Origin of the sequence: Hydrogenophaga sp. (genome assembly GCF_050182545.1) — a bacterium.
Taxonomy (GTDB): Bacteria; Pseudomonadota; Gammaproteobacteria; order Burkholderiales; family Burkholderiaceae_C; genus Hydrogenophaga.
Map to the genome: position 1 here is coordinate 66,657 of NZ_JBFXCD010000013.1, position 24,751 is coordinate 91,407.

Genomic DNA, 24,751 nt, shown 5'->3' on the forward strand with positions numbered 1-24,751 from the left:
TGTCATGCGCTGTTCAGGCGGCGCTCAAGCGGCGCGCAGGGCCGCCTTCAGGCCGATGCCGATTTCCGGTCGCTCCAGGAACGGGTCGGCCGGGTTGGTGATGTTGACGATGCCTTCCATGCGCGCGCGCACATTGCCCAGCGCGCGCGGGTGGCTGAAGATGTAGAAGCGGTCGGCGCTGATGGCGTCGAAGACGAGCTGCGCCACGTCGGCCGCCGAGACCTTGCCCGAGCTCACGGCCTTGTCGCTCATGGCCTGGCCGATCAGCTGGCTTTGCGTGGGCTTCTCGTCGGCCAGTTCGGCGGGCTTGTTGCGGTGGCTCTGGCTGATGCCCGTGGGCACGAAGTACGGGCAGAGCACGCTGGCGCTGAGCTGGTCGCTCACGAGCTTCAGGTCCTGGTACAGCGTTTCGGTCAGGCTGACCACGGCGTGCTTGCTCACGTTGTAGATGCCCATGTTGGGCGGCGTGAGCAGCCCGGCCATGCTGGCGGTGTTGACGATGTGGCCGCGCCAGGCGGGGTCCTTCTTCGCGGCCTCGAGCATCATGGGGGTGAACAGCCGCACGCCGTGCACCACGCCCCAGAGGTTCACGCCCAGCACCCATTCCCAGTCCTTGACCGAGTTCTCCCAGATCAGGCCGCCCGAGCCCACGCCGGCGTTGTTGAAGACGAAGTGCGGCGCGCCAAAGGTCTTCTGCACGTCGGTGGCCAGGGCCTCCATTTGCGCCTGGTTCGACACGTCCACCTTGCGCGAGAGCACGCGCACCCCCGCGGCCTCGATCTCGGCCGTGGCCTTGTCCAGCGCGTCCTGCTGGACGTCGACCAGCACGAGGTTCATGCCCCGTTGCGCGCCGATGCGCGCGCATTCGAGGCCGAAGCCCGATCCGGCGCCGGTGAGCACCGCCGTCTTGCCCTTGAAATCCTGAATCATCGGTGTCTCCTGTCGTTAAAAGTCATTCATGCCACGCGAGTGCGAACACCTTCCAGCGCACACCGCGGAACCGGCTTCGCCGGGCCCAGGTGTGGTCCCCCTGGGGGGAAGGCGCGAAGCGACGCAGGGGGGTGTCATTGCCTCACCATCTCGATGTGGTCGATGCCGTCTTCCAGATAGATCTCGCCGTCGGGCTCGAAGCCGTGCTGGCGGTAGAAGGCCTGCAGGCGCGCCTGCGCGCCGATGCGGATGGGCTGCACGCCCCACAGGCCATGCAGGGCCTGCACCGCCTCGCGCACCAGCACATGCCCCAGGCCTGTGCCGCGCGCGCGCGCGTCGGTGATCACGCGGCCGATGCTGGCCTCTGCGAACTTCAGGCCGGCAGGCACGAGGCGGGCATAGGCCATCAGCCCCTGCGCGCTCTCGCCGAGCAGGTGAAAGCACTGTGCGTCGGCACCGTCCATGTCCTGGAACAGACAACCCTGTTCCATCACGAACACCTGGGTGCGCAGTTGCAGCAGGGCATAGAGCGTGCGGGCATGCAGGGCATCGAAGGGCAGGCAGCGCCAGGTGATCGGACTCTCTGCAGGGCTCAAGCGCGCACTTCCCTCAACACGTAGCCGATGCGCGGGAAGTGCACGTGCAACAGGCCGGCGCGCTCGTCGGTGCGCTCCAGCGTGTAGCGGGTGCGCGTGGCCGCGCGCAGGATGCCCTCGGTCGGCTCCTGGCCGAACGACTCCGCCGCCACGGTGACGCGGCTGCCCAGCGCGATGTCGTGGTCGTCCTGGAAGGTGTCGTCGGTCAGTGCCGCGGGTTCGGCTTCCGCGGCGATGGCAATGGCCTCGGTGGCGCTGAGCTTGGCCATCCGCCCGTGGCCGATGGCGGCCATGCGGTCCATCCACTCGATCACGTGCGGCGTGGCGTCCAGGATGCCGGCCACGGCGGGATTGACCACGCGGCTGAACCACAGCGGGTGGTAGGCGGCGAAGTCGGCCACGCAGGGCGCATCGCCCAGCAGGAAGGGGTGCATCTCCACCATGGTGGAGAGCCGGCGCAGGTAGCTGCGGTAGGCCGAGGTGGCATCGCCGGCGCGCAGGCCGGTCATGCCTCCGCGCATGGCGCCGCGGTCGGCCGCGAAGGCCTGGGCCGCTTCGGGCGGCTGGCCGGCAAACATCGCGGCCGCGCCCTTGGGGCTGAGGTTGTAGCCCATGGCGGCCCAGAACAGGGTGCTGTCCGCCCACTGGGCGAGCACCCGCGCCATGCCCTTGAGGTGGGCCGGGTACAGCGTGGGCTCGGGCTGGCGGTGTTCAAGCACGTCGCAGATCAGCGCCGTGTCGCAATAGATGTCGGCGCCGACCTGCAGGAAAGGCGTGCGCCGGTAGCCACCGGTGAGCGCGACCACGTCCGGCTTGGGCATGATGCGCGGGATGTTCACGCTCTGCCAGGCCAGGCCTTTGTGGCCCAGGATCAGGCGCACCTTCTCCGAGAACGGCGAGGTGGCGTAGTGGTGCAGGATGAGGAGGGACATGCGGTCTCCGGTGTGCAGGTTCAGCGGTGTGCGGGGTCAGTGTGGCAGCGCACGCTGGATGATGGCGTCGAAATCGGCACCGGCGCCCAGCGAGCCGAAGCTGTGACCCCACTGCCCGCCCAGGCGCGAATCGCAGAAGGCGCCGAACACGGCCGCTGGCGCGGTCTGCGCCAGCAGCGCGGCCTGCACCGCCAGCGCCACGTCCTGCGCCAGGCGCCGGGCTTCCATCTCGGTGGCCATCTCTTCCACCCTCAGGGGCAGGCGCTCGGCCAGGTGGTCCAGTGCCGGGTGCATGCCGCGCGCGGGCGCGAGCTCATGGGCCAGCGCAGCGGCCACATCGGCCTTGCGCAGCGCGCGCAGCAAGTCCAGCGCCATGATGTTGCCCGCGCCTTCCCAGATCGAGTTGAGCGGCATCTCGCGGTAGATGCGCGCCATGATGCCCTCGCCACCCTCCTCCACATAGCCGTTGCCGCCCAGGCACTCCATGGCTTCCTGCGCGAAATGGCTGCCGCGTTTGCAGATCCAGAACTTGGCCACCGGGGTGAGCAGGCGCGTCATCACCTGCTCGTGCGGATCGCCCGCGCGGTCGAAGCTGCGCGCCAGCCGCAGGGCGAGCGCGGTGGCTGCCTCCGATTCCAGCGCGAGGTCGGCCAGCACGTTCTTCATCAGCGGCTGGTCGACGAGCAGCTTGCCAAAGGCCTTGCGCTGCGTGGTGTGGTTCAGCGCGATGGACAGCGCCTGGCGCATCAGGCCGCTGGTGCCGAGCGCGCAGTCCAGCCGCGTCATGGTGCCCATGGCCAGGATCTGCGGCACACCACGCCCCTCTTCGCCAACCAGCCAGGCGCTGGCGCCATGGAATTCGACCTCGGAACTGGCGTTGGCCTTGTTGCCCAGCTTGTCCTTGAGGCGCTGGATGCGGATGGCGTTGATCGTGCCGTCGGGCAGCACGCGCGGCAGGAACAGGCAGCTCAGGCCGCTGGCGGTCTGCGCCAGGATCAGGAAGGCGTCGCACATGGGCGCCGAGAAGAACCACTTGTGGCCGGTGACGCTGAAGCGCTGGCCCCAGGCGTCGGCCCCGGCGGGCTCGGCGCGCGTGGTGTTGGCCCGCACGTCCGAGCCGCCCTGCTTTTCCGTCATGCCCATACCCATGGTCAGGCCGGGTTTGTCGCGCCAGACCTTGAGCTCGGGGTCGTAGGCGCGGCTGGTCAGACCGGGCGCCCAGTCCTGGTAGATGGCCGGGTTGTCCTTGAGCGCGGGTGCGACCGCGTAGCTCATGGAAATGGGACAGAGGATGGAGGGCTCGAGCTCGGTGAAGAGCATGAAGCCGGCGGCACGAAGAACGTGCGGGCTCGGGGACCCCCCTCCCCAGGGCGTTCCATGCAGGCCCGCACCCACCGCCTCGTTCATCAGCGCGTGGTAGCTCGGGTGGAACTCCACCTGGTCAATGCGGTGACCGAAACGGCTGTGCGTTTTCAGTTGCGGCGTGTGCACATTGGCCAGCCGCGCGTGCACCTGCATGTCGCCACGCCCCACCACGGCGCCCAGCGCATGCAGCGGCGTGGTGTCCAGCGCGGGTGCGTTGAACGCCAGCGCCGCCTGCATCGCCCGGTTGGTGGCGAACAGGTTCACGTCCACCAGCGGCGCGGGTTGATTGAACACCTCGTGCGTGGTCGACATGGGCGCCTCCTGCGAAAACGTCAGATCAGTTTCACGAGCTGCTTGCCGAAGTTCTTTCCCTTGAGCAGACCGAGGAAGGCCTCGGGTGCGGACGCAATGCCCTGTGCGATGGTCTCGCGCGGGCGCAGCTTGCCCGTGCCCACCAGCGTGCCCAGCTCGGTCAGGGCCTCGGGCCAGACCTCCATGTGTTCGCTGACGATGAAGCCTTCGACCTTGAGGCGGTTCACCAGGATCAGCGCGGGGTTGGCCAGTGGCAGCGGCTGGCCGTCGTAGCCGGCGATCATGCCGCAGACGGCGATGCGGCCGAAGGCGTTCATGCGCAGCAGCACCGCGTCCAGGATCATGCCGCCGACGTTCTCGAAGTAGCCGTCGATGCCGCTGGGGCACGCTTCCTTGAGTGCCTTGGCCAGTGAGTACATGTCCTTGTGCACCTTGTAGTCGATGCAGGCGTCGAAACCGAGTTCCTCCACCGCATACTTGCATTTGTCGGGCCCGCCGGCGATACCCACCGCGCGGCAACCGCGCGCCTTGGCCAGCGCGCCAAAGGCGCTGCCCACCGCGCCCGTGGCGGCACTGATCACCACCGTGTCACCCGCCTTGGGGTTGATGATCTTCACCAGGCCGTACCAGGCCGTCACGCCGGGCATGCCGACCGCGCCCAGGTAGTGCGAGAGCGGCACGTGCGTGGTGTCCACCTTGCGCAGCGCGCCGGGTTGTCCGGCGTCGACCACGCTGTATTCCTGCCAGCCGCCCATGCCCACGACCTTGTCGCCGGCCTGGAATTTGGGGTGCTTCGACTCGACCACCTCGCCCACGGTGCCGCCAATCATCACCTCGCCCAACGGCTGCGAGGCGGCGTAGCTCTTGCTGTCGTTCATGCGCCCGCGCATGTACGGGTCCAGGCTCAGGTAATGGTGGCGCACCAGCACCTGGTTGTCGGCCAGGGCGGGCGTCTGGGTGGTGACCAGCTTGAAGTTGGCCACGGTGGCTTCGCCCTGCGGGCGGTTGTCGAGAAGGATCTGCTGGTTGGCGGGCATGGTGAGTCTCCGTTGGGAAAGAGGGTCAGTCGGTGGCAATGCGGTTGAGGGGCTGCGTGCTGCCCGGCCCGGTGGGCAGGCGCGGCACGAACTTGAAGGTGCCGGTGGCGTGGGCGCAGAGCTTGCCGGCCGCGTCGAAGAGGCTGGCCTCGGTGAAAGCCATGGTGGCGGTGCGGTGCAGGAGCTTTCCCCGGGCGGTGAGCGGTCCGCGCGCCGCGCGCATGAAGCTGGTCTTCATCTCGATGGTGACGCAGCCCATGTCGGTCTGCACCGATCGCGCCGCATGCGCCATGACCACGTCCAGCAAGGTCATGCTCGCGCCGCCGTGCACCACGTCAAAAGAATTCAGGTGTTCGCCCGTGGGCGTGAACGTGATCTCGGCCTCGCCCGCCTCCATGCGCTGCAGCTCGAAACCGAGCAGTTCGACAAACGGGATGCGGACGGAAAACTTCATGGATGGATCACCCTCCAGTGATGACCGAAACACCACCGTCCACGGCCAGCCACTGGCCGGTGATGTGCTTGCCCGCGTCGGAGGCGTAGAGCACGGTCAGGCCCTTGAGGTCTTCGTCATCGCCCAGGCGGCGCAGCGGCGCGTGGGCGGCGAGCTTGTCCTCGCCCATGGCCTTGAGCGTGCCCACCGTCATCTTGCTGGGGAAGAAGCCCGGGCAGATCGCGTTGACCGTGATGCCGTACTTGCCCCACTCGGCGGCCAGCGCGCGGGTGAAGTTGATCACCGCGCCCTTGGACGTGTTGTAGGCAATGGTGTTCATGCCCGACGGGTTGCCGCCCAGGCCGGCGATGGAGGCGGTGTTGATGATGCGGCCGCTCTTGCGCGCGATCATGCTGCGCCGGGCGATCACCTGGCTGAGGATGAAGTAGCTGCGCACGTTGAGGTTCATCACCTTGTCCCAGGCTTCCACCGGATGGTCCTCGGCCGGCGCGCCCCACGCGGCGCCTGCGTTGTTCACCAGGATGTCGATGTCGCCCAGGCGCTGCAGGCTCTCGTCGGCCAGGCGGTGGATGTCTTCCTCCTTGGAGCAGTCGGCGGCGAACCAGCGCGCGTCGATGCCGGCGGCCTGCAGTTCCTTCGTGGCGCTCTCCAGATCTTCGGCCTTGCGCGAGCTCACCAGCACGCGCGCGCCGGCCTCGCCCAGCGCATGGGCCATCTGCAGGCCCAGGCCGCGCGAGCCGCCGGTGATCAGGGCCGTCTTGCCCTTGAGGTCGAAGAGTTGGGGAATGGTTCGGGTCATGGGGTCTCCTGTGAAGTAGCTTGTGTGGTAACGAATCTAAACCACGCCGAAGCGCGGCCGGCAGCGCATGAGAGCGCGCCCACCAGGGGCATCAAGGGTCCGGCTCCGCCGGCCCAAGATGCCGTCCCCCTCCCAGCCGAAGGCGCCAGAGAGGGGGAAGCCGCGCAGCGGCGCAGGGGGTGCGTCATGTCTCGTAATCCATGCACTGGCGTTCCAGCACCACGGCACGCATGAACGGCTTGAGCGCCGCATGCGAGGGGTGGCCCTGGTAGGCGGCGAGCGCGTCGCGGTCGGTGAAGCTGCTGTTGAGCACCAGATCGTAGGTGCATTCCAGACCAGGCTGGGCCGTGGCCACCTCGAACTTCACGATGCCCGGCACGAGTTGTGCGCAGGCCTCGAGCAGGCTTCGGGCCTTGGCGATGTTGGCCTCGCGGCTGCTGCCGTCGGCGCCGGCCTTGATCTTCCACATCACGATGTGCTGCAGCATCAGAAGGCCTCCTCGGGCAGGGCCGCGCAGGTCTGGTCGCGGCTGCTCACCACCTGGAGCCAGGCGCCGATCTTCGGTAGCTCGTAGTGGAAGAAGAAGCGCATGGCGGCCAGGCGGCCAGCGCGCGCGGCGGATGCGGGCGCGACCTGCGCGGCCAGCGCCACGTCGAGCCAGATCCAGGCCAGCACGGTGTGGCCAAAGGCCTGCAGGTAAGGCACGGCGTTGGCCAGCGCGTCGGTCGGCTCGCCGGTGGCCCAGGCGGCCTTGGTGGCCGCACCGACCTGCGCGAGCGCCTGGCCCAGCGCATTGGCGTGCGCAGCCAGTTCGGGCTGCTGGATGGCGCGCTCGATGGTGGCGTTGATGCGCCCGGCCAGCAGGCTCAGGCCCTTGCCACCTTCCATCAGCACCTTGCGGCCCAGCAGGTCCATGGCCTGGATGCCATGCGTGCCTTCATGGATCATGTTCAGGCGGTTGTCGCGCCAGTACTGCTCCACCGGGAAGTCGCGCGTGTAGCCGTAACCGCCGTGAATCTGGATCGCCAGGCTGTTGGCTTCCAGGCACCACTCGCTGGGCCAGCTCTTGGCGATGGGCGTGAGCACCTCCAGCAGCAGGCGCGCGTCGTCTGCCGTGGCAGCATCGGCCGTGTGTTGCTCGTCCACCAGGCGCGCGCAATACAGTTCGAGCGCGAGCGCGCCTTCGCAGTAGCTCTTCTGCGCCAGCAGCATGCGCTTCACGTCGGCGTGCTCGATGATGCGCACCGGCGGCTGCGCCGGATCCTTGCCGGCGGGGCCCATGGGGCGGCCCTGCGGGCGGTTCTTCGCGTAGTCCAGGCTGGCGTGGTAGCCGGCCATGCCCAGCATGGTGGCCGCCATGCCCACGCCGATGCGGGCCTCGTTCATCATGTGGAACATGCAGTGCAGGCCCTTGCCGGGTTGTCCCACGAGGTAACCCACCGCGCCCGCCTCGCCGTTCACCGGGTACTTGCCCTCGCCAAAGTTGAGCAGCGTGTTGGTGGTGCCGCGCCAACCGCACTTGTGGTTCAGCCCCGCCAGCGCCACGTCGTTGCGTTCGCCGGTCAGCTCACCCTTCGTGTTCACCAGCTTCTTGGGCACGATGAAGAGTGAGATGCCACGTGTGCCCGGCACGAGCCTGCCGTTTTCATCGGGGATCTTGGCCAGCACCAGGTGGATGATGTTGTCGGTCAGCTCGTGCTCGCCGGCCGAGATCCACATCTTGTTGCCCTTGAGGCGGTAGCGCGGGCCCAGGGGGTCGTTCTGAAAGTCGGGACCGTCGGGCACGGCGCGCGTGGCCACGTCGCTCAGGCTCGAACCCGCCTGCGGTTCGCTCAGGCACATGGTGCCCGAGAAACGCCCGCTGAATTCGTTGAGCGCGAACACCTGCTTCTGCGCCTCGGTGCCGTGCACCATGAGCAGGTTGGCGTTCCCGGTGGTCAGCATGCCGCTGCCGATGCTGACCGATGCCATGGCAAAGAACGCGTTGGCCGCGGCCTCCACCGTGTAGGGCAGCTGCATGCCGCCCACGTCGTAGTCCTGCGCGGCGCTGAGCATGCCCGAGGCCGCGTAGGCCTTCTGCGCGTCGTGCGTGGCCTGCGGCAGGATCACGCGCTCGCCATCGAAATGCGGCTCCTGCGTGTCCACCACCCGGTTGAACGGTGCGTACTTCTCGCGCGCGATGCGCTCGCAGGTGTCGAGCACGGCGTCAAAGGTCTCGCGGCTGTGGTCGGCGAAGCGCTCGCGCGCGCTGAGCGAGGGTGCGTCAAGCCAGTCGTAGAGCAGGAAATCGACGGTGGGTCGCAATGACATGGAGACCTCAACTCAAAAAAGAACCGCTCCGGAACGAGAGAGCCGGTCCAGTGCTGAGGCGGAACCGGCTTCGCCGGGCCGCTTTCAGCGCCCCTTGAGGGGTGACGCCGAAGGCAGCGCGGGGGGGTGCTCTTTAGAGCACCTCGAATATTCCAGCGGCGCCCATGCCACCGCCGATGCACATGGTCACGCAGACGCGCTTGGCGCCGCGGCGCTTGCCTTCGATCAGCGCGTGACCGGTCAGGCGCTGGCCCGACACGCCATAGGGGTGGCCGACCGCGATCGCACCTCCGTTGACGTTGAGGCGGTCACCGGGAATGCCCAGCTTGTCGCGGCAGTAGATGACCTGCACCGCGAAAGCCTCGTTCAGCTCCCACAGATCGATGTCGTCCATCTTCAGGCCCAGGCGCGCGAGCACCTTGGGGATGGCGAACACCGGGCCGATGCCCATTTCGTCCGGCTCGCAGCCCGCGACCGCGAAGCCGAGGAAACGCCCCAGGGGCTTGAGGCCGCGCTTCTCGGCCAGTGTCTCGTTCATGATCACGCAGGCGCCGCCGCCGTCGCTGAACTGGCTGGCGTTGCCGGCCGAAATCACGCCACCGGGGATGGCCGGGCGTATACCGCTGATGCCGTCCTTGGTGGTGCCGGCGCGGATGCCCTCGTCGTTCTCCACGGTCACCTTCTTCGTGGTCAGGCCCATGACCTTGTCGGCCACGCCGGCGGTCACGGTGATGGGCGCGATCTCGGCCTTGAACAGGCCCGCTTCCAGCGCGGCCGTGGCCTTCTGCTGGCTGGCGGCACCGTATTCGTCCATGGCGTCGCGCGAGATGTTGTAGCGCTTGGCCACCTGTTCGGCGGTCTGCAGCATGTTCCAGTAGATCTCGGGCTTGTTCGCCACCAGCCAGGGGTCGGCCAGCATGTGGGTGTTCATTTCCTGCTGCACGCAGGAGATGCTTTCCACACCGCCGGCCACGTAGACGTCGCCCTCGCCCGCGATGATGCGTTGCGCGGCCATGGCGATGGTCTGCAGGCCGGACGAGCAGAAACGGTTGACGGTCATGCCCGAGGTGGTGATGGGCAGCCCGGCGCGCAGCGCGATCTGGCGCGCGATGTTGGCGCCGGTGGCGCCTTCGGGGTTGGCGCAGCCCATGATGACGTCGTCCACTTCGGCGGCTTCGATGCCGGCGCGCTGCACGGCGTGCTGCACCGCGTGGCCACCGAGCGTGGCGCCATGGGTCATGTTGAAGGCGCCCTTCCAGCTCTTGGCCAGGGGCGTGCGGGCGGTGGAAACGATGACGGCGTTGGTCATGAAAATTCTCCTGATGTGTTCGGGCGTTGGGCGATCAGTTGAAGGTCTTGCCTTCAGCGACCAGCCTGGCCAGCAGCGGTGCCGGCTCCCAGAATTTCGCGTCGTCCAGCGGGTTCTTCGCAAAGCGCTTCATGCTCTGCACCACGTTGAACAGGCCCACGGTGTCGGCGTAGATCATCGGTCCGCCGCGGTGCGCGGGGAAGCCGTAGCCAAAGATGTAGACCACATCGATGTCGCTGGCCTTGTTGGCGATGCCCTCCTCCAGGATGTGCGCGGCTTCGTTCACCAGCGCGTACACCAGGCGCTGCACGATCTCTTCGTCGGAGATCTTGCGCGGCGTGATGCCCAGGGACTTGCGGTGGTCCTCGATCATCTTCACGACCTCGGCGTTCGGGATCGCGTCGCGCTTGCCGGGCACATAGTCGTACCAGCCGGCGCCGGTCTTCTGGCCGAAGCGGCCCTTCTCGCACAGCAGGTCGGCGGTCTTGCTGTACTTCATGTCCGGCTTTTCCTGGTAGCGGCGTTTGCGGATCGCCCAGCCGATGTCGTTGCCGGCCAGGTCGCCCATGCGGAACGGGCCCATGGCCATGCCGAACTTTTCCATCGCCTTGTCCACCTGCTCGGGCGTGCAGCCTTCGTCGAGCAGGAAACCACCCTGGCGGCCGTACTGCTCGATCATGCGGTTGCCGATGAAGCCGTCGCACACGCCGGAGACCACCGCGGTCTTCTTGATCTTCTTGGCCACGGCCATCACGGTGGCCATCACGTCCTTGGCGGTCTTCTCGCCGCGCACGACTTCCAGCAGCTTCATCACGTTCGCTGGGCTGAAGAAGTGCAGGCCGACCACGTCCTGCGGGCGTTGGGTGAACGACGCGATCTTGTTCACGTCCAGCGTGGAGGTGTTGGACGCCAGGATCGCGCCCGGTTTCATCACGCGGTCGAGTTCCTTGAAGACCGCTTCCTTGACGCCGATGTCCTCGAACACGGCTTCGATCACCAGGTCGGCGTCCTTGAGGTCGTCGTAGCTCAGTGTGGTGCTCAGCAACGCCATGCGCTGCTCGTACTTGTCCTGCTTGAGCTTGCCTTTCTTGACCTGGGCTTCGTAATTCTTGCGGATGGTCGCGATGCCGCGGTCCAGCGCTTCCTGCTTCATCTCCAGGATCTTCACCGGGATGCCGGCGTTGAGGAAGTTCATGGAGATGCCGCCACCCATGGTGCCGGCACCGATCACCGCCACCGACGCGATCTCGCGCCTGGGCGTGTCTTCCGGCACGTCGGGAATCTTGCTCGCCGCGCGTTCGGCGGTGAACAGGTGGCGCAGTGCGCGGCACTCGGGCGTCCACATCAGGTTGATGAAGATCTCGCGCTCGAACACCATGCCGTCGTCGAACTTCTTCTTCGTCGCGGCCTCCACCGCGTCCACGCACTTGGCCGGCGCCGGGAAGTTCTTCGACATGCCCTTGACCATGTTGCGCGCGAACTGGAAGTAGGCGTCGCCCTGCGGGTGCTTGCACGGCAGGTTGCGCACCTTCGGGAACGCGCTGCCGTCGGCCGCGTGCTTCGCGGCCACTTCACGCGCCAGCGCCAGGGCCTCTTCGGCCAGGCTCTCGGGCGAAGCGGCCAGCTTGTTGAACAGCATCTGGCCCGGCAGCTGTGCCAGCATCTCGCTCTTGACCGGCTCGCCACTGACGATCATGTTCAGCGCGGCCTCCACGCCCAGGGCGCGCGGCAGGCGCTGCGTGCCGCCCGCACCGGGGATCAGGCCGAGCTTGACCTCGGGCAGCGCCACGTTGGTGCCGGGCGCGGCAATGCGGTAGTGGCAGCCCAGGGCCAGCTCCAGGCCGCCGCCCATGGCGACGCTGTGCATGGCGGCCACGACCGGCTTGGAGGCGTTTTCCACCGCGAGGATGACCGACAGCAGGTTGGGCTCGGCCAGCGCCTTGGGCGAACCGAATTCGCGAATGTCCGCGCCGCCCGAGAACGCCTTGCCCGCCCCGGTGAGCACGATGGCCTTGACGGCCGGGTCTGCCTCGGCCTGGGCCAGACCATCGGTGATGCCCTGGCGCGTGGAGAGCCCCAGACCGTTGACCGGCGGGTTGTTCATCGTGATGACGGCCACATCGCCGTGGACCTTGTACTCAGCGGTCATGAAAGCTCCTTCGTTATGGGGATCAGGCCAAGCCTGAGGACGTTGACTGTGACGCTCTTCATCAAAAAGAACGATCGTTCGATTTTAGAAAGATTGTGCACCGCCGCAAGAGGCAAGTGTCGCCGGCTTGTCTCAGGAGATTGCTCGCCCTCGGGGAAACCCGTGGAGGCTCCGGCGCACGTGCATTCCACCAGAGATGTCGAGGGTCCGGCTCCGCCGGCGCAAGACATCGCCCCCTTGGGGGGTGACGCCGCAGGCGGCGCGGGGGGGCTCAAACCTCCAGCCACTCCTTGCGGGTGTACGGATCGGCGCGCAGGCTGTCCGGCGTGCCCTGGAACACGATGCTGCCGTGTCCCATGACCAGCGCGCGGTCGGAAATCGACATGGCGATGGTGAGCTTCTGCTCGATCAGCAGCACGGAGACGCCGCGCGACTTGAGCGTCTTCAGGTACTCGCCCACCAGCTCCACGATCTTGGGGGCCAGGCCCTCGGTGGGCTCGTCGATGATGATCAGGTCCGGGTCGCCCATGAGCGTGCGGCACAGCGTGAGCATTTGCTGCTCCCCGCCGGAGAGCACGCCGGCTTCGGTGTGCTGGCGCTCCTTGAGGCGCGGGAACATGGTGTACATGTCGTCGAAGCTCCAGCGCGAGCCCTTGCCGCTGCCCTTTTGTCCCAGCATCAGGTTCTGATGCACGGTGATCTTGGGGAAGATGTCGCGGTTTTCGGGCACGTGGCCGATGCCCAGGTGCGCGATCTCGAACGACTTCTTGCCCTGGATATTCTGGCCCTTCCAGTTCACTTCGCCGGTGCTGTCGACCAGGCCCATGATGGCCTTGGCCGTGGTGGAGCGTCCCGATCCATTGCGGCCGAGCAGCGCCACGATCTCGCCCGGCTGCACCTGAAAGGAAACGCCGTGCAGCACGTGGCTTTTGCCGTAGTAGGCGTGCAGGTTCTGTATGTCAAGCATTGCGCATCCGTCCTTCAGTGTCCCGCGGCCTGCTGTTCGGCCTCGGTGCCCAGGTAGGCCTCCTGCACGCGCGGATTCGAGCGCACGGCGTCGGGTGTGTCGAAGGCAATCACTTCGCCATACACCACCACGGCGATGCGGTCGGCCAGGCCGAACACCACACCCATGTCGTGCTCCACGGTCAGCAGCGTCTTGCCCACCGTCACTTCACGGATCAGCTCGATGAAGCGGCCGGTTTCGCTCTTGCTCATGCCCGCGGTCGGCTCGTCCAGCAGCACCACGTGCGCGCCACCGCCGATGGTGATACCGATCTCGAGCGCGCGCTGCTCGGCGTAGGTCAGGTTCATGGCCAGCACATCGCGCTTGCGTTCCAGGTGGATCATCTGCATGAGCTGCTCGGCGCGCTCGTTGGCGTCGTCCAGGTCGGCCAGGAACTTGAACAGCGTGTACTTGTAGCCCAGGCTCCAGAGCACGCCGCAGCGCAGGTTCTCGAACACGCTGAGCTTGGGAAAGATGTTGGTGATCTGGAAGCTGCGCGAAAGGCCCAGGCGGTTGATCTCGTAGGGTTTCTTGCCGTTGATGCGCTGGCCCGCGAGCAGCACGTCGCCACTGGTGGGCTCGAATCGGCCCGAGATCAGGTTGAACAGCGTGGACTTGCCCGCGCCATTGGGGCCGATGATGGCGACCCGCTCGCCGGGCTGCACCACCAGGTTGGCGCCACGGATGATTTCGGTCTTGCCAAAGCTCTTGCGCAGGTTTCGCAGCTCCAGCGCTGGTGTGCTCGCGCTCATCGATGTGCTCTCGGGTTGTGCGGTGGCTGGTGCTTTCATGCAGCCTCCCGTCGCTTGATTTCGATTTCGATGTCGGTCTGGATCTGGTTCCACTCGCGCAGGAACTGGCGCCGCGTGAGCTCGAACAGGCCGAGGCCGGTGAGCATGACAAAGGCCGACCCGAACCAGCTGCCCGTGCTGCGCGCATTGAGCGTGGCGCCCAGGAATTTCAGTTCGTCGCCCAGTGCTGCGTTGAGTTGCAGGTGGTAGACCATCTCGATCATGGCGCCCGCGCCGACCAGCACGACCAGCGCCAGCAAGCCCAGCGCCAGGTAACTCGTCCAGACCCGGCGCAGCATGCCGTAGGCAGCCACACGCACGTTCATCATGATCAGGCTGGCCACGCCGCCCGGCGCGTACATCACCATGAAGAGGAAGATCAGACCCAGGTACAGCAGCCAGGCCTTGGTGAACTCCGAGAGCAGCACGAAGGCCAGCACCATGAGGATGGCGCCGATGATGGGGCCGAAGAAGAAGGTGGCGCCCCCCAGGAAGGTGAACAGCAGGTACGCGCCCGAGCGCGCCCCGCCCACCACCTCGGCGGTCACGATCTCGAAGTTCAGTGCCGCCAGGCCGCCCGACACCCCCGCGAAGAAGGCCGCGATCACGAACGCGAGGTAGCGCACCACCTGCGTGTTGTAGCCCACGAACTCGACGCGTTCCGGGTTGTCGCGCACGGCATTGAGCATGCGACCCAGCGGCGTGCGGGTGAACGCGAACATGAGGGCGGTGCAGACAAAGGTGTAGACCGCAATCAGGTAGTAGAGCTGGATCTGGGGCCCGAAGGTGATGCCCAGCGGCCGGCTGCCGGTCACGCGGTTGCCCGAAATGCCGCCTTCGCCGCCGAAGAACTCGGGGAACATCAGCGACATGGCGTAGACCAGTTCGCCGATACCCAGCGTGATCATGGCAAACGGGGTGGCGGCCTTCTTGGTCGTGACCCAGCCGAACACGATGGCGAAGGCCACGCCCGCCAGGCCACCGGCGATCGGCACCAGGCTGACGGGCAGAGGGAAGTGACCGTCGCTCACGACATTGAGCGTATGGATTGCGATGAAGGAGCCCAGCCCCGAGTACACCGCATGGCCGAAGCTGAGCATGCCGCCTTGCCCCAGCAGCATGTTGTAGGACAGGCAGACGATGATGGCGATGCCCATCTGGCTGAGCATGGTGTGGCTCAGGCTGCTGGTGAACACCATGGGCGCCACGAGCAGGATCAGGGCGAACAGGCTCCAGATGATCCAGCGGCCGACGTTGAGGGGCTTGAACCCGTAATGCGACTTGCTCGACATGTGCTCAACCCTCCCTGGTTCCGAGCAGGCCCTTGGGCCGGAAGATGAGGATCAGCACCAGGAACACGTAGGGCAGGATGGGCGCGATCTGGCTGATCTTGAGTTTCCAGAGCGCCCAGCCGAAGGTTTCCGGGGTGAGCGCGAGGCCGACCGCGCCGGCCAGGTCGACCAGCGCCTTGTCAATGCCCACGGCGAAGGTCTGGACGATGCCGATCAGCAGGGAGGCCGCGAAAGCACCGGACAGCGAGCCCATGCCGCCCACCACCACCACCACGAAAATCACCGAGCCCACGGTGGCGGCCATGCCGGGCTCGGTGACGAAGGCATTGCCCCCGATCACGCCGGCCAGGCCGGCCAGTGCCGCACCTCCGCCAAAGACGAGCATGAAGACACGGGGCACGTTGTGGCCCAGCGTCTCGACCGTTTCGGGGTGGGTCAGCGCGGCCTGGATCACCAGACCGATGCGCGTGCGCGTCAGCAGCAGCCAGATGGCGATGAGCATGAGCACGGCCACCAGCATCATGAAGCCTCGGTACATGGGGAACTGCGTGCCGTAGATGGTGAACAGCGGGCCGGACAGCAACTCCGGCACGCGGTAGTCCACAGAACTCGTGCCCCAGACCAGTTGCACCATCTCCAGGATGATGAAGCTCAGGCCGAAGGTGATGAGCAGCTCGGGCACATGCCCGAACTTGTGCACCCGCCTCAGGCAGTACTTCTCGAACACCGCGCCCAGCAAGCCCACCAGCAGCGGTGCGACCAACAGCGCCGGCCAGTAGCCAACCAGTTCGGTCGTGCTGTACGCGAAGTACGCGCCCAGCATGTAGAAGCTGGCGTGCGCAAAGTTGAGCACGCCCATCATGCTGAAGATCAGCGTGAGCCCCGAACTCAACATGAACAGCAGGAGCCCGTAGCTCAGGCCGTTGAGCAGGAAGATGGTGAAGAATTCCATGGAAGAAGCAGGCGGAAGAAACAGAAAAGCCCGTTCACCCTGAGCGAGTCGGAGGGAGAACGGGCCTCGACGGGGCCTGACCCAGGCCCGTCGAAGGACTCAGCCCGAACGGGGCACCACGCCCCGGGCTTCAGGACGGTCGCTTCATGTCGCAGCTGGTCGGGGTGCTGGCGACATAGGGCTCCATCTGCTTGACGGGCGCGAAGGTGAAACCGGTGTTTTCCACGCTGTAGGGGTTCTTGGCATCGGCCTTCTGCCACTTGGTCACGAACAGCGACTGCTGCAACTGATGGTCGGTCTTGCGCATCGTCACTTCGCCGGCGAAGCTCTTGAACGACAGGCCTTCCATGGCGGCGGCCACCTTGACCGGATCCGTGCTCTTGGCCTTGGCGATCGCGCCGCTCAGCAGGTTGATGCCGTTGTAGGTGGCATAGGTGTAGTAGTCGTCGTTGAACTTCTTCTTGAACTCGGCGGCCATCTTGCCGATCTCGCCACTGTGGTTGGCGTGGCCATAGGCAATCACGTAGACCTCACCCTCGCCGCCCGCGGCCAGCGCCGTCGGGGTGCCGGTGACGCTGGAGTAGTATGTGTACATCGGCAGCTTCAGGTCGGCGCCCCAGTTGCCGGTGACCACGGTGTCGGCGCCCGACTGCTTGATCTTGGCGACGTAGGGCGCGAAGTCCTTCACCTGGCCGATCGGGTGCAGGTCCTCGCCCACGATCTTCACGTCAGGCCGCTTGCGCTGGATGCCTTCCTTGAAGTACTTGGCGACCTGCTGGCCGTGCGAGTAGTTCTGGTTGATCAGGTAGACGTTCTTGACCTTGGGCTGGTCCTTCATGAAGGTGGTCAGCGCTTCCATCTTCATCGTGGTGTCGGCGTCCAGTCGGAAGTGCCAGTAGTCGCACTTCTCGTTGGTCAGCGCGGGGTCCACGGCGGCGTAGTTCAGATAGACCACTTCCTTGCCGGGATTGCGCGCGTTGTGCTTGCTCACCGCGTCCAGAATGGCGGCCGCCGCGCCGGAGCCATTGCCCTGCGTGACATAGCGGAAACCCTGGTCGATGGCGGCCTTGAGCGTGTTCAGGCTTTCCTGCGGGGAGCCCTTGTTGTCGAAGCCCACGACTTCGTACTTCACGCCCGCCGCGTTCTTGGCGCCAGACAGCGTTTCGGCGGCAAACTGCCAGCTCTTGAGCTGGTTCTGGCCCACGTTGGCGAAAGGCCCGGAGAGCGGGTCCATGAAGGCGATCCGGACGGTCTCGCCCTTCTGGGCGTGCGCCGTCAGTGCGCAGGCGATCAGGGAAGCGGCTGTCAGGCTCTTGATGGCGAAATTCATGCGTTGTCTCCAGTTGGTTGTGGGATCGGCTTGCAGCTTACAAGCCTGCTGCGGCGCAGCACTCAGGGATACCCCCTAGGGGCTATCGCACCGGCGACTGCGACGCCGGCTGGATGTCCGGTCGGTGACTGCGCCACCGACAAGACGTCATACTCAGACACCCGGCAGCACATAGTCCTTGAGCTGCTGGCGCAGGGTCATCTTCTGCATCTTTCCTGTGGCGCCCAGCGGGATCGCGTCGACAAACACCACGTCGTCCGGGATCTGCCACTTGGCGGTCTTGCCTTCGTAGAACGCCAGCAGCTCCTCGCGAGTGACGTCGGCGCCCGGCTTCTTCACCACCACCACGATGGGCCGCTCGTCCCACTTGGGGTGGCGCATGCCGATGCAGGCCGCCATGGCCACCGCCGGGTGGGCCATGGCGATGTTTTCCACGTCGATCGAGCTGATCCACTCGCCGCCGGACTTGATCACGTCCTTGCTGCGGTCGGTGATCTGCATGAAGCCGTCGGCATCGATGGTGGCCACGTCTCCGGTGGGGAACCAGCCCTGGCCCTGTTCGTCGTACTGCAGCGGGTCGCCGCCCTCGCCCTTGAAGTAGCTGGCAATGATCCAGGGGCCGCGCACCAGGAGATCGCCATAGGTCTTGCCATCCCAGGGCAGTTCCTTGCCCGCCTCGTCGACGATCTTCATGTCCACCCCGAACACCGCGCGGCCCTGCTTGAGCCGCACCTTCAGCTGATCTGCCGCGGGCAATGCAAGTTGCGCGTTCTTCAGGGTGCAGACCGTGCCCAACGGCGACATTTCGGTCATGCCCCAGGCGTGCAACACTTCGACGCCGTAGGTGTCGTTGAAGGCGTTGATCATGGCGGGCGGGCAGGCTGAGCCACCGATCACGGTGCGTTTGAGCGTGCTGAACTTCAGGCCGCCGGCCTGCATATGGCCCAGCAGCATCTGCCACACGGTGGGCACCCCTGCGGCCATGGTCACTTTCTCAGCTTCAATGAGTTCGTAGACCGACTTGCCGTCCAGGGCGGGACCCGGGAACACCAGCTTGCACCCGACGGCGGCGGCCGAATACGGCAGACCCCAGGCGTTGACGTGGAACATCGGCACCACCGGCAGGATGCTGTCGCGGGCCGAGCAGCCCAGCGCGTCGGGCAGCGCAGCGCCATACGCATGCAGCAGCGTGGAGCGGTGCGAGTACAGCGCTGCCTTGGGGTTGCCCGTGGTGCCGCTCGTGTAGCACATGCTCGAAGCCGAGTTCTCGTCGAAAGTCGGCCATTCGTAGGCGGTGGGCTGCTGGCCCATCCAGGCCTCGTAGCTCAGCAGACCGGGAATGCCGCTGTCAGTCGGCAGCTTGTCGGCGTCGCACAGCGCGATCCAGTGCTTCACGGTCGTGCACTTTGCGGCCACCGCCTTGACCAGCGGCAGAAAGGTCATGTCGAAGCAGACCGCCTTGTCCTCGGCGTGGTTGACGATCCAGACCAGCTGCTCGGGATGCAGGCGCGGGTTGAGCGTGTGCAGCACACGCCCGGTGCCACTGACGCCGAAATACAGCTCCAGATGGCGATAACCGTTCCAGGCCAGCGTGGCCACGCGATCGCCCATGGGGAGCCCCAGCCCATCGAGCGCATGCGCCACCTGGCGCGAGCGGCGGGCGATTTCACCCCAGTTGCTGCGGTGGAGGTCCCCCTCGACACGGCGGGAGACGATCTCGGTGCTGGCGTGGTGCCGTTCGGCGTGCACGATCAGCGAGGAAATCAAGAGGGGTTGGCTCTGCATCTGGCCCAGCATGGGGTGTCTCCTGTCAATGAAGGGAAGGGTATCGGCATGGATCGTAGCGGGTTGCACCGCACGACCGTCCCTGGGAAATCCAGGGGTGATGCCCATGATGTCCATTGCGGGACACAAGCTACCTGCCTTCATCGACGCGGCACCGTCTCAGTGCATGCCATGCCGGGGGTTTGTGATCATCTTGTCTTGTCTCCTGTCCTGTTGTTCAAGCGGAATACCTCTTGCGCCACGGGCTGAAATCCCGTTGAATTCCGGAACTCCCGCGACGCCCATCGATCCGGAAATTCTAGAAGCGGGTGCGCGATGCACCGCTATCGCAACACGGCCAATCGAGTGACTTCACAACGCCAAACCCACACCCAAAGGACCAGCTCGGCCACCTGGGTCAAATGCCTTGCGAACATGTTCGCGTCCCAGGGTCTGGATGCCCCGCGGCTGCTGTGCGCCGCGGGTATCGACCTGGCGTCGCTCGAAGACCCGGACGCCCGGGTCGAGGTCGACACCATCAGCCGCTTGTGGGAACTGGCCGTGGCCTGGTCGGGCAATCCGGCCCTGGGCATGGAACGCGAACTGCCGGCCCGCTACGTCGATTTCGACACGGTCGGCTACGTGATGATGGCCAGCCAGACGCTCAAGGCGGGCCTGACCAACCTGTCGCGCTACTACGCCGTCATATCCGATGCCATCACGCTCGATTTCGAACCCCAGGGCGATCACTGCTGGCTGGTGCTGGGACTCATCGGGAACACGCGCCCGCTGCCACGCCAGCGCCTGGAATACAGCCTGCTGACGGTGGCAAGCCTGTGCCAGTGGATCACGCGGCGCGAGGTGCGGGCGGTGGCCGTGGAATTCCCCGAGCCCGAACCCGAGGACACCGGGCCTTACCTGAGGGCTTTCGGTTGTCCTGTTCGTTTTGGCCAACCCGCCATCCGCCTGCTGCTGACCCAGGCGGACCTCGACATGCCCCTGCTCTCCTGCAACCCCTTGCTGTTTGATATGCACCAGCGCGTGGTCGAGGCACGCCTCCAGCGCTTGGGCAGCCCCAGCACCGCGCGCCGCGTGACCGGTGAAATCATTTGCCGGCTGCATCGGGGCGAACCGCGCCGCGAGGACATTGCCCGCAGCCTCGCCATGGCCGATCGCACGCTGCAGCGCCGCCTGCACGAGGAACGCACCAGTTTCCAGCAACTGCTCGATGACGCGCGGCGCGACCTTGCGCGCAAATACCTGGCCGAGCCAAGCCACACACTGGGCGAGGTGGCCGAGCTGCTGGGTTTTGCCGACCCCAGCAACTTCTTCCGCGCCACCCGGCGCTGGTTCGGCGTGCCGCCAGGCCAGTACCGCGCGCGGCTGCGGGTCGGCGAACCGATGGCCCTCGCGGATTGACCCTGCGCCGTGCCATGTCGGGCCCGATGGCGACAATGGCAGGCATGAACCGACCTGTCGACACGGCGCCCGAACTGGCGCCCGGCCTGGATCTCGACCTGAGCTGGCGCAACCGTTTCGCCGAACTGGGCGATGCCTTCTTCACGCGCCTGCAGCCCACGCCACTGCCCGCCCCGCACTGGGTCGGCACGAGCCCTGCGGTGGCGGACTTGCTGGGCCTGGACCGCGCGTGGCTGGCCTCGCCAGCCGCGCTCGACGCGTTCACCGGCAACCTGCCCATCGCCGGCACGCAGCCGCTGGCCAGCGTCTACAGCGGGCACCAGTTCGGCCACTGGGCCGGACAACTGGGCGACGGCCGCGCCATCCTGCTGGGCGAGGTGGACACGCCTGCGGGCCCGCAAGAGGTGCAGCTCAAGGGCGCTGGCCTAACGCCCTATTCCCGCATGGGTGACGGGCGCGCGGTGCTGCGCAGCTCGATCCGTGAATTTCTCTGCAGCGAGGCCATGCACGCGCTGGGCATTCCCACCAGCCGTGCCCTGTGCGTCACCGGGTCGCCCGCGCCGGTGCGGCGCGAAGAGATCGAAACGGCGGCTGTCGTCACGCGCGTGGCACCCAGCTTCATCCGTTTCGGTCACTTCGAGCACTTCTCGCACAACGGTCTGCACGGTGAGTTGCGTCACCTGGCCAGTTTCGTCATCGACCGCTTCTACCCCGCCTGTCGCGCCGCGCCGGGTAACCCGTACGCGGCCTTGCTTGAGGCCGTGAGCGCGCGCACGGCGGAGATGGTCGCGCAGTGGCAGGCCGTGGGCTTTTGCCACGGCGTGATGAACACCGACAACATGAGCATCCTGGGCCTGACCATCGACTACGGCCCCTTCCAGTTCCTCGATGCCTTCAACCCCGGACACATCTGCAACCACTCCGACAGCGGCGGGCGCTACGCCTACAACCGCCAGCCCAACATCGCCTACTGGAACCTGTTTGCGCTGGGACAGGCCTTGCTGCCCCTGATGGACGATCAGCAGCAGGCGCTGGACGCCCTGGAACCTTACAAGGCCTTGATGCCGGCCGCGTTGCAGCGGCACATGAATGCCAAGCTGGGTCTGGAACGTGTGGAGGAAGGCGACGCGGAACTGACCGACACCCTGATGAAGCTCATGGCCGCCGACGCGGTGGACTTCACCATCTTCTGGCGCCGCCTGAGTGAGGCGGCCGATGGCGCGGTCGATCCCGTGCGCGACCTCTTCCTGCAGCGCGAAGCCTTCGACGCCTGGGCCCTGCGCTGGCGCGAGCGGCTGTGCGCACAACCCGGCTTCGTCGCTGGCGCCACACGGGACCGGATGCTGCGCACCAACCCGCGGGTGGTGCTGCGCAACCACCTGGGCGAGCTGGCCATCCAGCGGGCGAAAGCGGGCGATTTCAGCGAACTTGCGCGCCTGCAGCTCGCGCTCGAACATCCGTTCGACGATCTTCCCGGCCAGGACGATCTGGCCGCATTTCCGCCCGACTGGGCGAGCCAGATCGAGATCAGCTGTTCTTCATGAGCCCCCACCCAGAGAGGATCCACATGAGCTTTCCCATCCAGAAAACCGAAGCCGAATGGCGCGAACTGCTCGCCGCCAAAGGCGCGGAACCGCGCGCCTTCGACATCACGCGACACGCGCACACCGAGCGCCCCTACAGCGGCAAGTACGAACACGTCTGGGCGGACGGCAGCTACCACTGCATCTGTTGCGGCAACACCCTGTTCGACGCCGGCACCAAGTTCGATGCGGGTTGCGGCTGGCCCAGCTTTTCGCAGGCCGTGCCGGGCGCCATCACCGAGATCACCGACCGCAGCCACGGCATGGTGCGCGTGGAAACGGTGTGCAGCCAGTGCGGCGCCCACCTGGGCCATGTGTTCGAGGACGGCCCGCAACCCACCGGTCTGCGCTACTGCATGAACTCCGCCTCGCTCGAACATCAACCGAAGAAGGACACCGCATGAAGGCCGACAACATTCTCCAGACCATCGGCGGTACGCCTCACATCCGCCTCCAGCGCCTGTTCGCCGGGGCCTCGCAGCCGGTGTGGGTCAAATCCGAGCGAAGCAACCCGGGCGGCTCCATCAAGGACCGCATCGCCCTGGCCATGGTGGAGGACGCCGAGCGCTCGGGCGCCCTCAAGCCGGGAGGCACCATCGTGGAGCCCACCTCCGGCAACACCGGCATCGGCCTGGCCATGGTCGCCGCCGTGAAAGGCTACAAGCTCATCCTGGTCATGCCCGACAGCATGTCGGTCGAACGCCGCCGCCTGATGCTCGCGTATGGCGCGAGCTTCGACCTGACCCCGCGTGAAAAAGGCATGAAGGGTTCCATCGCCCGCGCCGAGGAAATTGTGGCGAGCACCCCCGGTGCCTGGATGCCCCAGCAATTCAACAACCCGGCCAACGTGGAGGTGCACGCGCGCACCACCGCCGAGGAGATTGCCGCCGACTTCCCCGAGGGCGTCGACGTCCTCATCACCGGCGTGGGCACCGGTGGCCACATCACCGGGGTGGCGCGCGTGCTCAAAGCCCGCTGGCCCCGCCTCAAGGTGTTCGCGGTGGAGCCTGCGGCCTCGCCGGTCATCTCCGGTGGCCAGCCCTCGCCCCACCCCATCCAGGGCATCGGCGCGGGCTTCGTGCCGAACAACCTGGACACCAGCCTGCTCGATGGCGTGATCCAGGTCGACGCGGAACCGGCGCGCGAGATGGCCCGCCGTTGCGCGCGCGAGGAAGGCATCCTGGTCGGCATCTCCTCCGGCGCGACCCTGGCGGCCATCGCGCAGAAGCTGCCCGAATTGCCTGCCGGGGCCACGGTGCTCGGCTTCAACTACGACACGGGTGAACGCTACCTCTCGATCGAAGGATTCCTCCCGGCATGAAACCTCTGCACGACATCCGCCTGTCCATGCTCGACCTGGTGGCCGTGCGCGAGGGCGGCACGGTGGCCGACGCGCTGGCCATTGCCTTGCGCACTGCGCAGCACGCCGAGTCACTCGGCTTCACACGCTACTGGCTCGCCGAGCACCACAACATGAGTGGCATCGCCAGCTCGGCCACCGCCGTGCTGATCGGCCACATCGCGGGTGGCACCCAGCGCATGCGCATCGGCTCGGGCGGCGTCATGCTGCCCAACCACGCGCCGCTGGTGGTGGCCGAGGCCTTCGGCACCCTGGCCGAGCTTTACCCGGGCCGCATCGACCTGGGCCTGGGCCGCGCGCCCGGCACCGATCCGCACACCATGCGCGCGCTGCGGCGCGACCGGGTGGAGACCGAGGCCGACTTCCCGCGCGACGTGGCCGAGCTGCAGCACCTGCTGGGCCCGGCCTCGCCCGGCCAGAGGCTGGTGGCCAACCCCGGCGCGGGCACCAATGTGCCGATCTGGTTGCTCGGGTCGAGCCTGTTTTCCGCCCAGTTGGCGGCTGAACGCGGCCTGCCCTACGCCTTCGCCTCGCATTTCGCGCCGCGCCTGTTGCTGCAGGCCCTGGACGTGTACCGCACGCATTTCAAACCCTCGGCCACGCTGGCCGAGCCCTACGCCATCGTCGGCGTGCCGCTGATCGCCGCCCCGACGGACGACGAGGCCGAGTACCTGGCCAGCAGCACCTACCAGCGCGTGCTGGGCATCCTCACCGGCAAGCGCGGTCAGTTGCCGCCGCCGGTGCAGGACTTCATGCAGGGCCTGCACCCGCAGGAACGGGCGGCGATTGCCGACTTTCTCGCCGTGGCCGTGATCGGCGGGCCCGATACCGTTCGCGAGGGCCTGCAGTCATTGGCCCAGGTCACCCGGGCCGACGAGTTCATGATCGTGAGCGATGTGTTCGACCCGTCGCTGCGCCTGCGCTCGATGACCCTCACCGCCGAGGCGATGGCGGTGCAACAGCCGATCACAGCCCCCGCCTGACCAGAGCACCCGCGGAACCGCCCTTCGACATGCTCAGGCCGGGCCGCAGGTTGCGCCCCCTTGGGGTGGCGCGAAGCG

22 protein-coding genes are annotated in these 24,751 nt (G+C 66.6%); 5 read left to right on the forward strand and 17 right to left on the reverse strand.

The annotated features are described in order from the left end of the window. Positions 1 to 24: 24 nt before the first annotated feature. The 17 genes from AB7P10_RS14225 to AB7P10_RS14305 all read right to left on the reverse strand — a co-directional run bounded on the left by AB7P10_RS14225 (position 25) and on the right by AB7P10_RS14305 (position 19,361). Positions 25 to 930 (reverse strand): SDR family oxidoreductase, encoded by a 906-nt coding sequence (locus tag AB7P10_RS14225; protein WP_428294498.1) that lies wholly within the window; start codon positions 928 to 930, stop codon positions 25 to 27. Positions 931 to 1,064: 134 nt separating this feature from the next. Further along, positions 1,065 to 1,526 (reverse strand): GNAT family N-acetyltransferase, encoded by a 462-nt coding sequence (locus AB7P10_RS14230; RefSeq protein ID WP_428294499.1) that lies wholly within the window; start codon positions 1,524 to 1,526, stop codon positions 1,065 to 1,067. Beyond that, complete coding sequence (locus AB7P10_RS14235; protein WP_428294500.1) at positions 1,523 to 2,458, reverse strand: glutathione S-transferase family protein; 936 nt, start codon at positions 2,456 to 2,458, stop codon at positions 1,523 to 1,525. The genes AB7P10_RS14230 and AB7P10_RS14235 overlap by 4 nt, the downstream gene beginning before the upstream one ends. 36 nt (positions 2,459 to 2,494) lie before the next feature. Next, a complete protein-coding gene (locus tag AB7P10_RS14240; RefSeq protein ID WP_428294501.1) occupies positions 2,495 to 4,135 on the reverse strand; it encodes an isovaleryl-CoA dehydrogenase in 1,641 nt (546 codons plus the stop codon). Positions 4,136 to 4,155: 20 nt separating this feature from the next. Beyond that, the gene (locus AB7P10_RS14245) at positions 4,156 to 5,172 is read right to left on the reverse strand and encodes an NADP-dependent oxidoreductase (protein ID WP_428294502.1); all 1,017 of its coding nucleotides are present in this window, start codon (positions 5,170 to 5,172) and stop codon (positions 4,156 to 4,158) included. Positions 5,173 to 5,197: 25 nt separating this feature from the next. Then, positions 5,198 to 5,626: a PaaI family thioesterase gene (locus AB7P10_RS14250; protein ID WP_428294503.1), complete on the reverse strand. Its 429-nt coding sequence runs from the start codon at positions 5,624 to 5,626 to the stop codon at positions 5,198 to 5,200. 7 nt (positions 5,627 to 5,633) lie between these two features. Further along, positions 5,634 to 6,425, reverse strand: coding sequence for an SDR family oxidoreductase (locus AB7P10_RS14255; RefSeq protein ID WP_428294504.1), 792 nt, complete (start codon positions 6,423 to 6,425; stop codon positions 5,634 to 5,636). A 184-nt stretch (positions 6,426 to 6,609) separates the two neighbouring features. Next, complete coding sequence (locus AB7P10_RS14260; RefSeq protein WP_428294505.1) at positions 6,610 to 6,912, reverse strand: Dabb family protein; 303 nt, start codon at positions 6,910 to 6,912, stop codon at positions 6,610 to 6,612. Then, a complete protein-coding gene (locus AB7P10_RS14265) occupies positions 6,912 to 8,735 on the reverse strand; it encodes an acyl-CoA dehydrogenase (RefSeq protein WP_428294506.1) in 1,824 nt (607 codons plus the stop codon). Before AB7P10_RS14265 ends, AB7P10_RS14260 begins: the two co-directional genes overlap by 1 nt. 133 nt (positions 8,736 to 8,868) lie before the next feature. Continuing rightward, on the reverse strand, positions 8,869 to 10,044 hold the full coding sequence (locus tag AB7P10_RS14270; protein WP_428294507.1) for an acetyl-CoA C-acyltransferase: 1,176 nt from the start codon (positions 10,042 to 10,044) through the stop codon (positions 8,869 to 8,871). A gap of 34 nt (positions 10,045 to 10,078) precedes the next feature. Next, a complete protein-coding gene (locus AB7P10_RS14275; RefSeq protein ID WP_428294508.1) occupies positions 10,079 to 12,193 on the reverse strand; it encodes a 3-hydroxyacyl-CoA dehydrogenase NAD-binding domain-containing protein in 2,115 nt (704 codons plus the stop codon). A gap of 271 nt (positions 12,194 to 12,464) precedes the next feature. Further along, entirely contained in the window at positions 12,465 to 13,160 is a 696-nt protein-coding gene (locus AB7P10_RS14280; RefSeq protein ID WP_428294509.1) for an ABC transporter ATP-binding protein, read from the reverse strand. Positions 13,161 to 13,174: 14 nt separating this feature from the next. Further along, a complete protein-coding gene (locus AB7P10_RS14285) occupies positions 13,175 to 13,951 on the reverse strand; it encodes an ABC transporter ATP-binding protein (RefSeq protein ID WP_428294533.1) in 777 nt (258 codons plus the stop codon). A gap of 35 nt (positions 13,952 to 13,986) precedes the next feature. Beyond that, a complete protein-coding gene (locus tag AB7P10_RS14290) occupies positions 13,987 to 15,282 on the reverse strand; it encodes a branched-chain amino acid ABC transporter permease (RefSeq protein WP_428294510.1) in 1,296 nt (431 codons plus the stop codon). Positions 15,283 to 15,286: 4 nt separating this feature from the next. Next, positions 15,287 to 16,234, reverse strand: coding sequence for a branched-chain amino acid ABC transporter permease (locus AB7P10_RS14295; RefSeq protein ID WP_428294511.1), 948 nt, complete (start codon positions 16,232 to 16,234; stop codon positions 15,287 to 15,289). A gap of 130 nt (positions 16,235 to 16,364) precedes the next feature. Further along, complete coding sequence (locus AB7P10_RS14300) at positions 16,365 to 17,564, reverse strand: branched-chain amino acid ABC transporter substrate-binding protein (protein ID WP_428294512.1); 1,200 nt, start codon at positions 17,562 to 17,564, stop codon at positions 16,365 to 16,367. Positions 17,565 to 17,717: 153 nt separating this feature from the next. Further along, positions 17,718 to 19,361: a 3-(methylthio)propionyl-CoA ligase gene (locus AB7P10_RS14305; protein WP_428294513.1), complete on the reverse strand. Its 1,644-nt coding sequence runs from the start codon at positions 19,359 to 19,361 to the stop codon at positions 17,718 to 17,720. Positions 19,362 to 19,763: 402 nt separating this feature from the next. On the opposite strand from AB7P10_RS14305, the gene AB7P10_RS14310 reads away from it, so the two are divergent. From AB7P10_RS14310 to AB7P10_RS14330, 5 genes are read left to right on the forward strand one after another with little or no spacing between them, the layout of a single operon-like run. Further along, entirely contained in the window at positions 19,764 to 20,747 is a 984-nt protein-coding gene (locus AB7P10_RS14310; protein ID WP_428294514.1) for an AraC family transcriptional regulator, read from the forward strand. Positions 20,748 to 20,791: 44 nt separating this feature from the next. Then, a complete protein-coding gene (locus AB7P10_RS14315) occupies positions 20,792 to 22,291 on the forward strand; it encodes a protein adenylyltransferase SelO (RefSeq protein WP_428294515.1) in 1,500 nt (499 codons plus the stop codon). Positions 22,292 to 22,314: 23 nt separating this feature from the next. After that, the gene (gene msrB, locus AB7P10_RS14320) at positions 22,315 to 22,734 is read left to right on the forward strand and encodes a peptide-methionine (R)-S-oxide reductase MsrB (RefSeq protein ID WP_428294516.1); all 420 of its coding nucleotides are present in this window, start codon (positions 22,315 to 22,317) and stop codon (positions 22,732 to 22,734) included. Further along, positions 22,731 to 23,651 carry a cysteine synthase A gene (cysK, locus tag AB7P10_RS14325; RefSeq protein WP_428294517.1) on the forward strand — a complete coding sequence of 307 codons (921 nt, stop codon included), beginning with the start codon at positions 22,731 to 22,733 and terminating at the stop codon, positions 23,649 to 23,651. The genes msrB and cysK overlap by 4 nt, the downstream gene beginning before the upstream one ends. After that, complete coding sequence (locus AB7P10_RS14330) at positions 23,648 to 24,673, forward strand: LLM class flavin-dependent oxidoreductase (RefSeq protein WP_428294518.1); 1,026 nt, start codon at positions 23,648 to 23,650, stop codon at positions 24,671 to 24,673. Before cysK ends, AB7P10_RS14330 begins: the two co-directional genes overlap by 4 nt. The last annotated feature ends 78 nt before the right edge of the window (positions 24,674 to 24,751 follow it).

Coding starts and splice junctions, on each gene's coding strand:
- AB7P10_RS14235 (WP_428294500.1), bottom strand. CDS start 2,458: ATGTCCCTCCTCATCCTGCACCACTACGCCACCTCGCCGTTCTCGGAG.
- AB7P10_RS14310 (WP_428294514.1), top strand. CDS start 19,764: ATGTTCGCGTCCCAGGGTCTGGATGCCCCGCGGCTGCTGTGCGCCGCG.
- AB7P10_RS14305 (WP_428294513.1), bottom strand. CDS start 19,361: ATGCTGGGCCAGATGCAGAGCCAACCCCTCTTGATTTCCTCGCTGATC.
- AB7P10_RS14330 (WP_428294518.1), top strand. CDS start 23,648: ATGAAACCTCTGCACGACATCCGCCTGTCCATGCTCGACCTGGTGGCC.
- cysK (WP_428294517.1), top strand. CDS start 22,731: ATGAAGGCCGACAACATTCTCCAGACCATCGGCGGTACGCCTCACATC.
- AB7P10_RS14280 (WP_428294509.1), bottom strand. CDS start 13,160: ATGCTTGACATACAGAACCTGCACGCCTACTACGGCAAAAGCCACGTG.
- AB7P10_RS14315 (WP_428294515.1), top strand. CDS start 20,792: ATGAACCGACCTGTCGACACGGCGCCCGAACTGGCGCCCGGCCTGGAT.
- AB7P10_RS14290 (WP_428294510.1), bottom strand. CDS start 15,282: ATGTCGAGCAAGTCGCATTACGGGTTCAAGCCCCTCAACGTCGGCCGC.
- AB7P10_RS14285 (WP_428294533.1), bottom strand. CDS start 13,951: ATGAGCGCGAGCACACCAGCGCTGGAGCTGCGAAACCTGCGCAAGAGC.
- AB7P10_RS14270 (WP_428294507.1), bottom strand. CDS start 10,044: ATGACCAACGCCGTCATCGTTTCCACCGCCCGCACGCCCCTGGCCAAG.
- AB7P10_RS14295 (WP_428294511.1), bottom strand. CDS start 16,234: ATGGAATTCTTCACCATCTTCCTGCTCAACGGCCTGAGCTACGGGCTC.
- AB7P10_RS14275 (WP_428294508.1), bottom strand. CDS start 12,193: ATGACCGCTGAGTACAAGGTCCACGGCGATGTGGCCGTCATCACGATG.
- AB7P10_RS14240 (WP_428294501.1), bottom strand. CDS start 4,135: ATGTCGACCACGCACGAGGTGTTCAATCAACCCGCGCCGCTGGTGGAC.
- AB7P10_RS14250 (WP_428294503.1), bottom strand. CDS start 5,626: ATGAAGTTTTCCGTCCGCATCCCGTTTGTCGAACTGCTCGGTTTCGAG.
- AB7P10_RS14265 (WP_428294506.1), bottom strand. CDS start 8,735: ATGTCATTGCGACCCACCGTCGATTTCCTGCTCTACGACTGGCTTGAC.
- AB7P10_RS14260 (WP_428294505.1), bottom strand. CDS start 6,912: ATGCTGCAGCACATCGTGATGTGGAAGATCAAGGCCGGCGCCGACGGC.
- msrB (WP_428294516.1), top strand. CDS start 22,315: ATGAGCTTTCCCATCCAGAAAACCGAAGCCGAATGGCGCGAACTGCTC.
- AB7P10_RS14245 (WP_428294502.1), bottom strand. CDS start 5,172: ATGCCCGCCAACCAGCAGATCCTTCTCGACAACCGCCCGCAGGGCGAA.
- AB7P10_RS14300 (WP_428294512.1), bottom strand. CDS start 17,564: ATGAATTTCGCCATCAAGAGCCTGACAGCCGCTTCCCTGATCGCCTGC.
- AB7P10_RS14255 (WP_428294504.1), bottom strand. CDS start 6,425: ATGACCCGAACCATTCCCCAACTCTTCGACCTCAAGGGCAAGACGGCC.
- AB7P10_RS14225 (WP_428294498.1), bottom strand. CDS start 930: ATGATTCAGGATTTCAAGGGCAAGACGGCGGTGCTCACCGGCGCCGGA.